This window comes from Cylindrospermopsis sp. CR12, from assembly GCF_001432185.1.
GTDB classification, from domain to species: Bacteria; Cyanobacteriota; Cyanobacteriia; order Cyanobacteriales; family Nostocaceae; genus Raphidiopsis; species Raphidiopsis raciborskii.
The window spans coordinates 609-15,349 of the sequence record NZ_LMVE01000095.1 but is presented as its reverse complement, the minus strand read 5'-3'; the positions used below and the strand labels follow the sequence as shown (position 1 = coordinate 15,349).

17 protein-coding genes are annotated in these 14,741 nt (G+C 43.6%); 14 read left to right on the top strand and 3 right to left on the bottom strand.

Going from position 1 to position 14,741, the window contains the following annotated elements; genetic code table 11:
* Positions 1-14: 14 nt before the first annotated feature.
* The gene (locus tag ASL19_RS10810; RefSeq protein ID WP_057178351.1) at positions 15-1,871 is read right to left on the bottom strand and encodes an NAD(P)H-quinone oxidoreductase subunit F; all 1,857 of its coding nucleotides are present in this window, start codon (positions 1,869-1,871) and stop codon (positions 15-17) included.
* 450 nt (positions 1,872-2,321) lie between these two features.
* Here ASL19_RS10810 and ASL19_RS10805 point away from each other — a divergent pair, with 450 nt between their 5' ends.
* From ASL19_RS10805 to trpD, 8 genes are all read left to right on the top strand, one after another.
* Complete coding sequence (locus ASL19_RS10805) at positions 2,322-2,630, top strand: carbon dioxide-concentrating mechanism protein CcmK (protein ID WP_006276527.1); 309 nt, start codon at positions 2,322-2,324, stop codon at positions 2,628-2,630.
* 104 nt (positions 2,631-2,734) lie between these two features.
* Positions 2,735-3,076, top strand: a complete 342-nt coding sequence (locus ASL19_RS10800) for a carbon dioxide-concentrating mechanism protein CcmK (RefSeq protein WP_006276526.1) — start codon at positions 2,735-2,737, stop codon at positions 3,074-3,076.
* 6 nt (positions 3,077-3,082) lie between these two features.
* Positions 3,083-3,385 (top strand): EutN/CcmL family microcompartment protein, encoded by a 303-nt coding sequence (locus ASL19_RS10795; protein ID WP_006276525.1) that lies wholly within the window; start codon positions 3,083-3,085, stop codon positions 3,383-3,385.
* 51 nt (positions 3,386-3,436) lie between these two features.
* Entirely contained in the window at positions 3,437-5,065 is a 1,629-nt protein-coding gene (locus ASL19_RS10790; RefSeq protein ID WP_057178350.1) for a ribulose bisphosphate carboxylase small subunit, read from the top strand.
* A gap of 97 nt (positions 5,066-5,162) precedes the next feature.
* Entirely contained in the window at positions 5,163-5,753 is a 591-nt protein-coding gene (locus tag ASL19_RS10785) for a hypothetical protein (protein ID WP_057178349.1), read from the top strand.
* 59 nt (positions 5,754-5,812) lie between these two features.
* Positions 5,813-6,598 carry a carbon dioxide-concentrating mechanism protein gene (locus ASL19_RS10780; protein WP_057178348.1) on the top strand — a complete coding sequence of 262 codons (786 nt, stop codon included), beginning with the start codon at positions 5,813-5,815 and terminating at the stop codon, positions 6,596-6,598.
* 44 nt (positions 6,599-6,642) lie between these two features.
* The gene (locus ASL19_RS10775; RefSeq protein ID WP_006276521.1) at positions 6,643-7,557 is read left to right on the top strand and encodes a LysR family transcriptional regulator; all 915 of its coding nucleotides are present in this window, start codon (positions 6,643-6,645) and stop codon (positions 7,555-7,557) included.
* A complete protein-coding gene (gene trpD, locus ASL19_RS10770) occupies positions 7,554-8,597 on the top strand; it encodes an anthranilate phosphoribosyltransferase (RefSeq protein WP_057178347.1) in 1,044 nt (347 codons plus the stop codon). The genes ASL19_RS10775 and trpD overlap by 4 nt, the downstream gene beginning before the upstream one ends.
* Here the strand turns inward: trpD and ASL19_RS10765 are convergent.
* The gene (locus ASL19_RS10765) at positions 8,527-9,543 is read right to left on the bottom strand and encodes a TIGR02281 family clan AA aspartic protease (protein WP_057178346.1); all 1,017 of its coding nucleotides are present in this window, start codon (positions 9,541-9,543) and stop codon (positions 8,527-8,529) included. The two genes, trpD and ASL19_RS10765, sit on opposite strands and share 71 nt — an antisense overlap.
* Positions 9,544-9,658: 115 nt before the next feature.
* On the opposite strand from ASL19_RS10765, the gene carA reads away from it, so the two are divergent.
* The 5 genes from carA (at position 9,659) to ASL19_RS10740 (ending at position 13,306) form a co-directional block, all read left to right on the top strand.
* Positions 9,659-10,816, top strand: coding sequence for a glutamine-hydrolyzing carbamoyl-phosphate synthase small subunit (gene carA / locus ASL19_RS10760; RefSeq protein ID WP_057178345.1), 1,158 nt, complete (start codon positions 9,659-9,661; stop codon positions 10,814-10,816).
* Positions 10,817-10,897: 81 nt separating this feature from the next.
* Positions 10,898-11,251 carry an STAS domain-containing protein gene (locus ASL19_RS10755; protein WP_057178344.1) on the top strand — a complete coding sequence of 118 codons (354 nt, stop codon included), beginning with the start codon at positions 10,898-10,900 and terminating at the stop codon, positions 11,249-11,251.
* A 137-nt stretch (positions 11,252-11,388) separates the two neighbouring features.
* A complete protein-coding gene (locus ASL19_RS10750) occupies positions 11,389-11,856 on the top strand; it encodes a Mini-ribonuclease 3 (RefSeq protein ID WP_115538724.1) in 468 nt (155 codons plus the stop codon).
* A gap of 91 nt (positions 11,857-11,947) precedes the next feature.
* Entirely contained in the window at positions 11,948-12,910 is a 963-nt protein-coding gene (rlmB, locus tag ASL19_RS10745; RefSeq protein WP_006276515.1) for a 23S rRNA (guanosine(2251)-2'-O)-methyltransferase RlmB, read from the top strand.
* A gap of 96 nt (positions 12,911-13,006) precedes the next feature.
* On the top strand, positions 13,007-13,306 hold the full coding sequence (locus ASL19_RS10740; RefSeq protein WP_057178343.1) for a DUF1816 domain-containing protein: 300 nt from the start codon (positions 13,007-13,009) through the stop codon (positions 13,304-13,306).
* Between the two features lie 62 nt (positions 13,307-13,368).
* Here the strand turns inward: ASL19_RS10740 and ASL19_RS10735 are convergent, their stop codons facing one another.
* The gene (locus ASL19_RS10735; protein WP_057178342.1) at positions 13,369-14,124 is read right to left on the bottom strand and encodes a DsbA family protein; all 756 of its coding nucleotides are present in this window, start codon (positions 14,122-14,124) and stop codon (positions 13,369-13,371) included.
* A gap of 270 nt (positions 14,125-14,394) precedes the next feature.
* Here ASL19_RS10735 and ASL19_RS10730 point away from each other — a divergent pair, with 270 nt between their 5' ends.
* Positions 14,395-14,631, top strand: a complete 237-nt coding sequence (locus ASL19_RS10730) for a hypothetical protein (RefSeq protein ID WP_057178341.1) — start codon at positions 14,395-14,397, stop codon at positions 14,629-14,631.
* Positions 14,632-14,741: the final 110 nt, after the last annotated feature.

Sequence of the window (14,741 nt, the reverse complement as noted above, 5' to 3'; positions counted from 1 at the left end):
GTTATTCACTACGACTAGAAGGGTAACCTATTTAGTAAACCTAAGTAACCACTAATCAAGAAACCAAGTAGACTGATCACCACCAGAATCGTTAACATATAACCCTGAGACTGACCAGAAACACTATATTTTAGGCTTTGTCCACCAAACATAGCTGCAAATCCCACCAGGTTAACCAGACCATCTACTAAATAGCGATCGCACCAGGAGGATATTTTAGATAAGAGTGCTACTACACCGACTATGGTCAACCGATATATCTTATCAATGTAAAAATCGTATCCTAAGAAATCTTGAACAAATCTCCATGCCAAAATCCTTGATCTCGACCAACCCTTGTGTAGATGTATGGTAGAGCCGATTACCACCCCCAAGACAGTGGAACCTACTAATGCCACAGCTATGTACCAATCAACATCTTCCCAGTCAGGAAGTAAGTACCATTGCTGAAGCATGACTGGCAATATTAGGGTTACAATTGTTAGGGTAACCATGGGGAGAGCCATGGGCCAACCCACTTCCGGGGCGCGACGGGTTTTTTGTTGGGGTTGTCCCCAAAAGATCAGACGAAAAACCCTAGTTAAATTTAGGGCGGTTAGGCCATTGACTAAAATTAACACTACAATCACCCAGGGACTAATCTTCACTAAACCATCAGCCCACGCTAACATGGCCCAAAAACTTCCCAGGGGTAATAAGGTGACCATTCCCGCTGCACCCACTAAAAAAGCCGTTGTTGTTGCTGGCATCTTTGACCACAAACCACCCATTTCCGTCAGATCTTGAGTTTGGGTGGTATATATAACAGAACCAGAACTCATAAATAATAGAGCCTTGGCGATCGCATGGGTTAACAACAGCATCAGAGCCACACCTCCCTGCTCCATTCCCACCGCCAAAAACACTAATCCCATGTAGGCACTTGTAGAATGAGATAGGGCGCGTTTAATATCAATTTGAGCTATTGAAACTAAAGTTGCTCCCACTGCTGTAACAGTACCCATAATGATCAAGGCATTCAAAGCCACGGGCGATAGGCTGAGGATTGGTTGAATTTTATATAGAACATAGGCCCCACCAGCGACCACCAGAGAGTTGCGCATGACAGAGGCTGGGTTTGGGCCTTCCATAGCCTCATCCAACCACAAATGGAGGGGGAATTGGGCGCACTTACCAGCAGGTCCAGCAATTAGGGCTATACCCAGCAAGGTAGAGGTCAGAGGGTTTAAATTTGCCCCTTGTACCCACTCATAAAGGTCCGAAAAGTTGAGGCTATTAGCTTTAGTGGAAAGTATAACCACAGCCATAAGTAGTAATAAATCCCCCACTCGTTTAGTTAAAAAAGCATCTCTCGCTGCTGTTACCACTAGAGGTTGGGCATACCAAAAACCCACCAGTAAATAGGTAGAAAGAGTAAGAACCTCTAAGAGAGCATAACTAAGAAATAAGGAATCACTTACAGCTAATCCACTCAAAGCTGCTTCAAAAAATCCCAAGAGAGCAAAAAAGCGTGCTAGGGACCAGTCTTTTTCCATATAACCCAAAGCATAGGTTTGAGCTAATAGACCTAATCCGCTAATTAACACTAATGCTCCCACACTCACCTGGGATAATTCTAAAGCAAAATTCAACTGAAAATCGCCGAACTCAAACCAGTTAATTACTAAGCTTTGTGAATCCGTACCCCCCAAATTTTTAAATACAAGCAGACTATGGAAAAAAGCCAATATAGTCATTAACAAGTTCAGATAAGCAGCAGGTCTAGGACCCGTACTTTTAACTATTCCCACACACCAAGGTAGGGTGAGAATTGCCCCCAATAGGCTATAAAACGGCACAAACCAACTTGTGAATAATAAGACCTCATTCATCTAAATCATCGGACTCCAATTTTTCTTTCTTAAACAGGCTTAAAACAAATCTCGGTTCAGAGTAAGTCAACCTGACCACAATCAAGTTTTTTTAATATTTTTTTCATCTTTCTTCCCTATTGTTTATACAGTTACCACAATTTGCCATGTCAATCCTAGTACCTGGGAAATTTTTCCGTGAGGATAACTTAGATTATACGCGCCCTTATCAAGTCACTATAGATGTGAATATGTTTATTACGGTTTATAGTATTTTGGGCAGTTAAATTTTGTTAAGTTTTCTAAAACTATTTTATCACAAACTATTATAGTAATTTATGTTGCCAGGGGTGCCCAGGTCTCATATCCTTAGATCTAGAAGTATTTGCTTCGCTCACAATGAGCATCCCCGTCAAAAATTTCTAATCAACCACAGTACAAAAGTCCTATTTAATTTTGAGGAGTTCTGCGATGCCAATTGCAGTAGGAATGATTGAGACAAAAGGGTTTCCAGCAGTAGTAGAAGCCGCTGATGCGATGGTAAAAGCAGCCCGTGTCACCTTAGTAGGGTATGAAAAGATCGGCAGCGCACGCGTTACCGTGATTGTGAGAGGCGACGTATCCGAAGTTCAAGCCTCAGTAGCAGCGGGTATTGAAGCAGCTAGAAGGGTAAATGGCGGAGAAGTATTATCAACTCATATCATCGCCCGTCCCCATGAGAACCTAGAATATGTATTACCCATCAGGTATACAGAGGCAGTAGAGCAGTTCCGAACTTAAACAGGTATCTAGTTCCACAACTTGCCCAACAGTAAAAAGGAATAACTTTTTACTTTTGTATAGTCAACAATGTAAAATCACGATTGTAAGTAAGGATAGAAAAAATGTCAATTGCAGTGGGAATGGTAGAAACCTTAGGGTTTCCCGCAGTGGTAGAAGCTGCTGATGCGATGGTAAAAGCAGCCCGTGTTACCTTAGTAGGATACGAGAAGATCGGCAGTGGTCGCGTAACAGTAATTGTGCGTGGTGACGTATCCGAAGTTCAAGCCTCAGTAGCAGCAGGAGTAGAAAACGTGAAGCGAGTCAATGGTGGACAGGTATTGTCTACCCATATTATTGCTCGCCCTCACGAAAACCTAGAGTACGTACTGCCAATTCGATATACAGAAGACGTAGAACAATTCCGGGAAGGGGTAAGTGGGATTCGCCCCTTTAGGAGACCGTAATTAAGAATGCAAATTGCGAAGGTGCGTGGCACAGTAGTCAGCACCCAAAAAGATCCCAGTCTCAGGGGTGTGAAACTACTCATGGTACAGCTAGTAGATGAGAACGGTAATCTTCTCCCAAAATATGAGGTAGCAGCTGACAGTGTGGGAGCAGGAGTAGATGAGTGGGTACTATTTAGTCGAGGTAGTGCCGCCCGTCAAGTTCTTGGCAATGAACAGCGACCCCTAGATGCGGCAGTGGTGGCGATAATAGATACTATTCACGTCGAAGATCGTTTAGTTTACAGCAAAAAAGACCAGTATAAATAGTCAGGAGGTCACGACCACTGACAACAAGATTATTTCAGGAGGAATCCCACAATGGTAGTCCGCAGCACGGCGGCACCCCCAACCCCGTGGTCAAAGAGTTTAGCCGAACCGGACGTTCATCAAACTGCTTATGTACATCCTTCCTCTAACTTGATTGGGGATGTTCATCTCGGTCAGAATGTGATTATTGCCCCGGGAACATCTATTAGAGCAGATGAAGGAACCCCCTTTCATATCGGTGAAAATACCAATATTCAGGATGGGGTGGTTATTCATGGTTTGGAGCAGGGCCGAGTAGTCGGGGATGACGGCGAGAAATATTCCGTATGGATTGGTAAAAACGCTTCCATCACCCACATGGCGCTGATTCATGGACCAGCTTATGTAGGGGACAACTGTTTTATAGGTTTTCGCTCCACGGTCTTTAATGCCAGAGTCGGAGCGGGTTGCATCGTCATGATGCACGCCTTAATACAAGATGTGGAAATACCCCCGGGTAAATACATAGCTTCCGGTTCAATTATTACAACACAGCAGCAAGCTGATCGCTTACCAGAGGTGCAGGCTCAAGATCAGCAGTTTGCCCACCATGTTGTGGGGATAAATCAGGCTTTACGAGCTGGTTATCGCTGCGCGGAAGATCTCAAATGTATTACCCCCATTCGGGATGAGTTAAAAGATCACGAAGAAAAAACTTATACAAGCATCACAGTTGAAGAGTTAGATAGGAGTAGTGAAGTGGCAGGCAAATTGAGTGCAGATACAGTAGAACAGCTACGGTATCTACTGGAGCAAGGTTATAAAATTGGTACAGAGCATGTGGATCAAAGACGGTTTCGCACAGGATCCTGGCAAAGTTGCCAGCCCATCGAAACCCGCTCCTTGGGACAGGCAATTAGTGCTTTAGAAACTTGTTTAGTGGACCACGCTGGTGAGTACGTGCGTTTATTTGGGATTGATGGTGGTAAGAAGAGGGTTTTGGAAACCATTATTCAACGTCCTGATGGTGTGGTGGTAGCTACTTCCCCTAGCTTTAAGGGACCATCCCCAACCAGCTATAATGGTAATGGCAATGGTAATGGCAAGTTTGGTGGTATTGACACCCAAATCATCAATCAGATTAATCAGCTTTTGAACAATGGTTATAAGATTGCAACAGAGCATGTAGATGAACGAAGATTCCGGACTGGGACTTGGCAAAGCTGTGAACCTATTCATTCTACCTCGACTCAGGAAGTAGTGGCGGCTCTGGAGTCATGCTTAAACTCTCATCAAGGTGAGTATGTTCGACTCATTGGTATTGATACCAAGGCTAAACGCCGAGTGTTGGAAAGTATTGTGCAGCGCCCTAATGGACAGGTAGTCACATCTGGTAACGGCAAAGTTTCCCCCACTGGTGGCACCACAGCTGTTAGTAACCATCTAGGTGGAGAAATTATAGACCATCTCAGACAATTAGTCAACGGTGGACTGAAAATTAGTCTAGAACACGTAGACCAAAGACGCTTCCGGACGGGAACCTGGTCTAGTGCGGGACTCATTGAAGCTAGAAGTGAAAGAGAGGCGATCGCCACTGTAGAATCCTATCTATCTGAGTATCCAGGTGAGTATGTAAGACTAATAGGTATTGATCCCCAAGTGAAGCGTCGGGTACTAGAAGTAATTATCCAACGTCCATAATAGGCGGGTAATAGCTTATAGGCTGGTAGGTTTGGCCAATTATCACTTACCAATTTTTTGTGAAATCATTATTCCGGCTTCCGAGGTAGTAAAAGTCATGTCTTCTGTGCCGTTGCTTCGCCTCAGCGACAAATTTGACCCTTATATTAGTGGCGAGGTGAATATTGATCCTAGTGCTGTAATAGCACCGGGGGTAATACTCCAGGCGGGCCTTAACAGCAAAATTATTATTGGTCCTGGGGTTTGTATTGGCATGGGATCAATTCTCCAGGTGAGTCACGGCATTCTAGAAATCGAAATGGGGGCCAATCTGGGGGCCGGTTTTTTGATGGTTGGGGAAGGTAAAATAGGGGCTAATGCTTGTATTGGTGCGGGCACTACAGTATTTAACGATTCTGTAGCTGCTCAACAAGTAATACCAGCAGGTTCGATTTTGGGAGATAGCAGTCGCCAACAGTCTACTTCCCCACCTTCTCCCACGCCAAAAAGCCAGTCACCCCCGGAAACAGAATCTAGTACTGAGTCGCAAGAGACAAGTGATGGTAAACCCCATAGTAGAGATCCCACTGAGCCCCATCCCTTAGGAACGCAAATCTACGGGCAAGGAAGCATTAACCGACTTTTAAGTACGTTGTTTCCCCATCGGCAGTCTCTGAGTGACCAGGATGCTAACAATGGTGTGGAGTAAATGTTAATTGTTAGTTGTATGGTCAGTCGTCATTTTTGCGATTATGCTGGTGAATAAATATGGAAACATACAGTCAACCTACTCTTAGTACTATTCAATCACCTCGTCGCCACAATAATCTCAAGGATACTGCCTTGGGCTTAGTTTCGACCTTGAGCTTCCCTGCCATAGTGGGGACAGCTGACATGATGTTAAAGTCTGCTGGAGTGCATCTGGTAGGCTATGAGAAAATTGGTAGTGGTCACTGTACAGCTATTGTGCGGGGTAATATTGCGGATGTGCGTCTAGCTGTAGAGGCGGGGGTGCAAACGGCGGAACAGTTTGGACAGTTGGTGTCAAGTCTAGTTATTCCTAGACCCTATCCTAATCTGGACATAGTTTTACCAATTAATCGTCTAACCCAAATTATGGCGGATGGCACTTATAGTCGTCTAAGTAATCAAGCTATAGGTTTAGTAGAAACCCGTGGCTTCCCTGCCATGGTAGGTGCTTGTGATGCTATGCTCAAATCAGCAGAAGTTCATTTAGCTTCTTACGAGAAAATTGGTGCGGGACTCTGCACTGCCATTATTAGAGGCACGGTGGCTAACGTAGCTGTAGCCGTAGAAGCGGGAATGTATGAAGCAGAAAGAATAGGGGAATTAAATGCCGTCATGGTGATTCCTCGTCCCCTAGACGAACTGGAGCAGACCCTACCCATTGCTAGTTGTTGGGTAGAAGAACATCGACCTTTAGATATACCCCTACATGTCAAAGAGAAAATTGTTGACGCCCAAGCCGTAGAGTTACCTGATCTAGCCAAATTGCCGGTTAAAATTAAGGAAGAATTACTGGTGGACGAATAGTGTTTACTAAATATATTAAGAACTGCTGTTAGAGGAGAATCACCTTGAACCAAGCGACACTGCACCAGTTGAAGGTGTTCGAGGCCGCTGCAAGACACGGTAGCTTTACCCGTGCTGCAGAGGAACTATTTCTTACCCAACCTACTGTCTCCATGCAAATCAAACAACTGACTAAATCCGTGGGTCTACCATTGTTTGAACAGGTGGGTAAACGCCTATTTTTGACTGAAGCTGGAAGGGAATTATTTGCTACCTGTCGTGAGATTTTTAATGTTATTTCCCAGTTTGAAATAACTGTAGCAGATCTTAAAGGACTAAAACAAGGTAGCTTACGTTTGGCAGTCATTACTACTGCCAAATACATTATTCCCCGTTTGTTGGGACCTTTTTGTGAACTTTATCCAGGAATTGATGTTTCCCTACAGGTAACAAACCATGAAGGCATCTTGGAACGGATGACTGCCAATTTGGATGACTTGTATATTATGAGTCAACTGCCAGAGCATTTGGATATTCAGTTTCAACCTTTTTTAGAGAATCCCCTAGTGGTTTTTGCACCTGTGAATCATCCTTTGTCTACGGAAACCAACATTTCTTTGGAAAGATTGGCACAGGAACCATTTATTATGCGCGAACCTGGTTCTGGTACTCGCCGTGCCATCCAGAGTTTACTAGAGGAAAATGGTATTAAAGTCAAGGTTAAATTAGAACTGGGTAGTAATGAAGCAATTAAGCAAGCTATTGCTGGAGGTTTAGGCATATCGGTTTTATCCCGTCATACCTTACTGAGTGATGCCCACCAATTTAGTATTTTGGACGCACAACATTTTCCTATCAAACGTACCTGGTATATAGTTCATCCTTCCGGTAAGCAGTTGTCCATCGTCGCTCGTACTTATTATGAATACCTGTTAGAAGCGGCAAAAAGAATTGTCGAAGAGGAAATTATCCAATCATGATAAACCCAGTTTCTGATGATACCTGGTCAAACTTACTCAAACAGCTATTAGACCGCCAATCATTATCCCGCAATCAAGCAGCAATCCTTATGGAAGGGTGGATTCAGGAAAAGATTCCCCCCGAACTGTCCGGGGCAATATTAACCGCACTCCATTTCAAAGGGGTGTCTCCAGAGGAATTGACTGGTATGGCGGGGGTCCTAAAAGGTTTATGTCTGAAAACCAAGCCAGAAAATACCCCCCTTATTGACACTTGTGGTACTGGTGGAGACGGAGCAGCTACCTTTAATATTTCTACAGCGGTGGCTTTTGTCGCTGCTGCTGCTGGTGTACCGGTAGCTAAACACGGCGGACGTTCTGCTTCTAGCTTAACCGGTAGCGCAGATGTTTTAGAAGCTTTAGGAGTGAACCTAAATGCACCTGCTGAAAAAATACAAGCTGCAGTCAGGGAAGTGGGAATTACCTTTCTCTTTGCTCCGGGATGGCATCCGGCCATGAAAGCCGTAGCTCCATTACGACGCAGTTTAAAAATTAGAACTGTATTTAATTTGTTAGGTCCATTAGTTAATCCCATGGCACCCACAGGACAAATCATAGGGGTATTTGATCCTACCTTGATTGGGACTGTGGCCCAAACCCTAAATAATTTGGGGACACAAATGGCAATTGTATTACACGGTAGGGAAAAATTAGATGAAGCAGGATTGGGGGGAATCACCGACCTGGCGGTTTTGAATCAAGGGGAAGTGCAAATTACTACCCTCAACCCCGAGGAAGCAGGAGTTACACCAGCATCCATTACCGCTTTAAAAGGTGGTAGTGTAGCCGAAAATGCTGATATTTTAACTAGGGTGTTACAGGGCAAAGGCACTACAGCTCAACAAGATGTAGTAGCATTAAATGCCTCCCTAGCATTACAAGTCGCTGGTGTGGTTCCCTTGTTCCATCATCATCAGGGAGTAAACATGGCTAGGGAAATTCTGGCAACTGGTAGTCCTTGGGAAAAGTTGGAACAGCTGGTGGAATTTTTACGGGGGTAGGAGCTGTGTTTTGGGGACGGAATTCCACCACATTCCGCTTAATAGTGATGTCATAATTGCCAAAGAAATCATGTCCTAACAAACCAGTTGTTAGTGCTAACCCAGCAATAGCCACAGGCACCCTTTTTGCCATCACCCCCCCCACCTCCATAGAGTCAACATAGGCTATGGGAAATTCTAGTCCTTGGGAACTGACCGTATTAGCCCTGGCCACGCCAACGGGGACAACCCCTAAAGAGCGAGCCATTTCTTGGGTGATTACAGAACCACTGGCACCCGTATCCACAATCATTTCAAAACGACTTTTGCCATTAAAAGTTACTTCCACAATAGGAGTACCACCAATTCGTCGCTTAATGGGTACAATGTATACTTGATCTTGGTCGTTAGTATTCTCCCTTGGAATCTTCTTAGTGGCAATGTCTGGTGAAGGTGATTGGAAATCTGGTATGGTCGGCGTTTCCCTCACGGGGGGGGAATAAAGTATTTTTCTCCCTGGGTTTGACCTGTTTACCACCGGGGAATCTGGTGATAAGGAGGATCCTCTGCTAGGATTACCCTGTTGACGAGCCAGTTGGAGTTGACCCTTATACTCGATAATCTTTTTTTGAGCAAAAGCAAAATTGGGGCTATTGGGTCTGATTTGTTTTAATAGGGCGATCGCTCGGTTAAAATTACTCTCCACCAATTGCCAATCCTCAGCAGATTGGGCCCACTGACCAATCCTGACAGCACTAGCACCTTTGTCTAAAGCCAATTCCAGCACACTGACTTCTTGACTGTGTGGCAGTCTTTTAGGTGGTTGTACTGCTGCTAAATTACCCACGTCCCTGGAGTGGTTTATGCTTTGATTGCTCTGTTGATGACCAGTACAGGCAACTATCAAAGTTGCTAAAGCACTAGTCATGACAATCACAGTTGTGCGTGGCAAAATAGAATCTAACATAGTTTCTTACAGATTAACCACCTGACCATCTCCCATTTTAACCTTTCAACAATTCAAACATACTTGAGATTTAACAATTTCTATCATAACTAACAAAATAGGTCACTAATTACTTATGGCTATATCTGAAACAATACCTGCCCTTTTAGTTCTAGCAGACGGATCCGCATATCGTGGCTGGTCTTTTGGAGCGCTGGGAACAACAGTAGGAGAAGTAGTATTTAACACTGGTATGACTGGATATCAAGAAGTGCTAACCGATCCTAGTTATACAGGACAAATAGTAATTTTTACTTATCCAGAATTGGGAAACACAGGAGTTAATCCCGAGGACGAGGAATCGGTAAGACCTCATATAAAGGGAGTAATTGCCCGCAATATATGTCATCAACCCAGTAACTGGCGTTCAACCCAACCCCTAACAGAGTACTTGAAACAGCAGCAAATTCCTGGTATATTTGGAATAGACACAAGAGCCCTAACCCGGAAAATTAGAATTGATGGAGCAATGAATGGGGGGATTTCCACAACCATTTTAGAGGAAACAGAATTACTAGAGCTAGTACAAGCAGCACCAAGTATGACTGGACTAAACTTAGTGAAGCAGGTAACCACAAAAAAAGTCTATGAATGGTCAGAACCGACCCCGGAAGTATGGGAATTTAATTCCCAGTCCAGCGCCAGCAAAGGGGAAGCCCTAACGGTAGTAGCATTAGATTTTGGGGTAAAAAGAAATATTCTTAGACGTTTGGCCAGTTATGGTTGTAGAGTAATAGTTGTTCCCGCCCACACAACCGCCGAAGAAATTTTGGCATATAATCCAGATGGTATTTTTCTCTCTAACGGTCCTGGGGATCCAGCAGCAGTAACAGAAGGGATCACCACTGCCAAAAGCCTGCTAGGGAGCAAAAAACCCATGTTTGGGATTTGTATGGGTCACCAAATATTAGGTCATGCCCTGGGGGCCCAAACCTTTAAACTAAAATTTGGGCATCGGGGTTTAAATCAACCAGCTGGATTACAAACAAGAGTAGAAATTACCAGCCAGAATCATAGTTTTGCTATTGATCCGGATTCTCTACCATCAGCAGTGGTAGAGGTTAGTCATCTGAACTTAAATGATCAAACGGTTGCTGGAGTGCGTCACAAATCCCTACCTATTTTTTCCGTCCAGTATCACCCCGAGGCCAGTCCCGGTCCCCACGATGCTGATTACTTATTTGAGCAATTTGTGCTAGAAATGCAAACAGCACGTCAAAAGGGGGAAATTTGATCCCCAACAAGCGTTTTATCGTTTAGTTATTTTAGTTAATAGGAACAGGAGGGAGTTATTGCAGAAGTACTAAATTTAACCGTGAGCCTGAGGGGCACTCTGGAAGTTAGGGATAAGGATAACTACCAGCTTTTCCGTCTCACAGGGTTGTTAGATGCCTTTTCGGAGCCAACATTTCGTAAGGTACTAGAGGGTAAAATTGGGGAAGGTCCAAACAATATAATTCTGGATCTGTCACAGATTGACTTTATAGACAGTTCGGGTTTGGGTGCCCTGGTGCAATTAGCCAAGATAGCCAAGTTAGGCGAAAATCAGGGAAGTTTCCAAATTGTCACTAATGCCCGGGTGACTCAAACAGTCAAGCTTGTGCGGTTGGAAAAATTTCTCTCCTTACAAACTTCGGTTGAGAGGGCTCTAGAAAACATTAAATCGTGACAGATCCCCAAAAACATTCCCCAGTTGATGATGAGGAAGTGGAAAAAGTCCCAGTTTTTCCCTTCCTCATCTGACTGAACCTATTTCCCGAGAACACAAAAGCACTGCCAAATTTCAAGCCAAGGAATAATTAACAGGTGAAACCCCAGGAGGAAGATTCCCAAACCGAAGATGAAATTGCCACAGAGCAATCATCTCAAATTCTGGCATTGCCTGGTCAATCTCCCCAGTTTCTATGTGAAGCCCAAGTAAAAAAAATCTCTCCTGCAGCCTTAGCTTATTTAGGTGATGCAATTTATGAACTTTATGTTAGAATGTTTTATCTGTGGCCACAGCAAAGACCGGAGATTTATCATAGCTTGGTAGTAGCGCAAGTGAGAGCAGAAAAACAGGCCTCACATTTACGCTCTTTGATTCCTGAACTGAGGAATCATGAATTAGAAATCGTTCGCAGGGGGCGCAATGCAGCCACAGGGCGTCCCAAACGACTAGATCCCGAAATTTACCAGCAGGCCACCAGTTTAGAAACTTTAGTTGGCTATTTATATCTCACGGATTACCCCCGTTTAACAGAATTGCTACAAAAACTCCCTCTGGAAAAATAATTAACTAGCTTACTTGTGTCATAGCAAAATAGTTATGGTTGATGAAGCCAGATGGAATCGTTTGTTCACATACTTACTACAATAAATAACCATGAGCTACCAACCTAAAAAGAACAATCACACCAGGGAATCGGAACGTCCGCAACCAATAAAGATCAAAGGTAAGCGCGTCCTAAGTCATCCCATTCGCACTCACAAGAAAGCAGAGGTTATACCCCCTAAACCTCGCCTCCTAGACCAACCGGTACAAACTAAAAACTCTGAAGAGCAAGATAATGACCTTATTTATGGACGCCATCCTGTCCTAAGTGCTTTGGAAAGTCATCGTAATCTTAACCGTCTTTGGATTACTTCCCGGTTAAGGTATGATCCCAGATTTCATCATCTAGTTCTCCAAGCCAAAGATAATGGCACTGTAATTGACGAAGTTGACCCCAAGCGTTTAGACCAAATTACCAATGGTGGAAATCACCAAGGTGTAGCTGCTCAAATTGCTCCCTATACCTACACTGAATTAGAGGACTTAATTAGTCAGGCCCAGACTGTATCAGAACCAGTGATAGTTGTTGCTGATGGGATTACCGATCCCCACAACCTGGGAGCAATTATTCGCACTGCTGAGGCCATTGGCGCCCAAGGACTAGTAATTCCTCAAAGAAGAGCTGTTGGCATTACCTCCACCGTAGTGAAAGTCGCTGCTGGGGCTTTAGAAAACTTCTCTGTGGCTAGAGTTGTTAATTTAAGTCGCGCTTTAGAACAGCTAAAAGAGTCCGGATTTTGGATTTATGGAACTGCTGCTACCGGCAGTGAACCTCTACATAGCGTTAGGTTCACAGGCTCTACAGTTTTAGTAGTTGGATCCGAGGGCGAAGGTCTGAGTATGTTGACACAAAAATCCTGTGATGTTCTAGTCTCTATTCCCTTGCAGGGTAAGACCCCTAGCCTCAATGCCTCCGTAGCAACTGGTATGGCACTTTATGAAATTTATCGCCAACGCTTGTCAAATACTCATTATCTTGATAAATTACATACATTTTCTGGGAAAAAACTTTGAAAAAATCAACCTGACAGAGTATAAAGAAATGTAAAACCTAATCTGTTTTAATTTTGTTCTGTGACCTGTTAACACATTTATAAATTGGTGGAAACCATGAAAAATATTTGGCAAAACCTTAAAGAGTCCTTAATCAACCTAAATAACAATTTGGGTTTGGCTTGGTGGGTAGAGATTGTCACTCAGAATCCCCGTTGTACCTATTACTTTGGGCCTTTTTTAAGCGTGACCGAGGCCACATCTGCCAGTAATGGCTATGTAGAGGACTTGGAAGCAGAAGGGGCGCAGGGGATTACAATCAACGTTAAACGTTGCAAACCTGATAATCTGACCATTGAAGACCTGGGGGGAAAGATTGACCGCAAAGTAAAGCCTGTCTTTAGCGGTCAGGTTTAGAAATTATTGGCTGCAAAACTCCTACGCTGGTAAAGCGGGGAGTTATGCTCATTTGTGCTTATTTAATTTCTAGCAGCTGCCAAAAATGTTTCCAGCTCTGATAGCTGGATAGGTCCAGTAAAATTTGGACTAGTGATAATAAAAGAGGGGGTACCAGAAAGGTTGAGATTGTTGACCAAATCTAGGTCTTTTTGGATTGCTTTGTCTGCTAGCTGTCTATCTTGATTAAACTTGCCTAGATCTAATTTGAGACTTTTCGCAGTTTCTATGTATAGACTTTCCCCTAGCTGGTTTTGTTTAGTGAACAAGGTGTCGTGATACTGCCAAAACTTACCTTGTTGATGTGCAGCCCAGGCAGCCCTAGCAGCTGGTAATGCTTGAACATGGGTTTGAAAAAGAGGAAAATGTTTATAAACCAGGGTAAATCGGTTAGGATACTTTTTCAATAAATCCTTGAGGGTTTTATGTGCTTCACTGCAATAAGGGCACTGAAAGTCAGAAAACTCTAAAAGAACAGTTTGTAGTTTTGATGAACCGATAGTAGGGGAGTTACCAATAACATCCTGTGGGTTTTGGCTGAATTTCTTGATAAACTCTTGTCTCCTGGTGATAACTCTTTGCTGTTGTTCCTCTTGGTATGCTTGAACACTTTCGATAATAGTTATCGGGTTACGACGGATAATTTCTAGTACTTGTTGTTCTAGTTTTGGATCTATTTGAGTTTGGGCATAGGTCGGTAGTATGAAAGCAGACCAAAATAAAGTACTCAGTAGAATACTGGAAATACGAACTATCCAATTTTTAAAAACTTGACTCATGACAAAAGAGGAAATGGTTATTAACCAGAGTAGCTGATGGCGACAACTTTGGAGGAATTAAACGCAAGATGAACGTAGGTTGAGAAACGAAACCCCCATGGGTTACACCGCTGGGGTGAGATCTCGCGAAGGACTAGCAACCTGGAGAATGTCTGTGTGGGAGACCAGGAATAAAATCCTGATGATATGAGTCAGGTTTTAGACATTTTTGGGAAAATTGGTAATAGTATTGATTAGAAGCTAAACTAAGTAATAATTACAACAGACACCATGGCTAGAAATTCTAAGGATTTTAAGGATTTGATGAGACAAAAGCAGAGTTCTCGAGGTAAGCATAAAAATGTGGAAGCGCTCATAGAAAAGATGCAACGGGCGGGATTTGGAGAATCGTCTGCAAATATGCTAAGAGAACCCAAGGGACATCCCAAAATGGCGGAAATCAGGGTATCATCTCCAAGAGACAATAGTCAACCCCCCCGATGGAGAAAAAAATGGGCGCGGAGGTAGTTGAAATTAACTGCGATCGCCATTTTATAGGATTTCCGGTGTAATTACCAAAGATGGGAAAAATCCTGCAGGAGATGGAAGGAGTAGCGATCGCTCGCGAATATCAAATA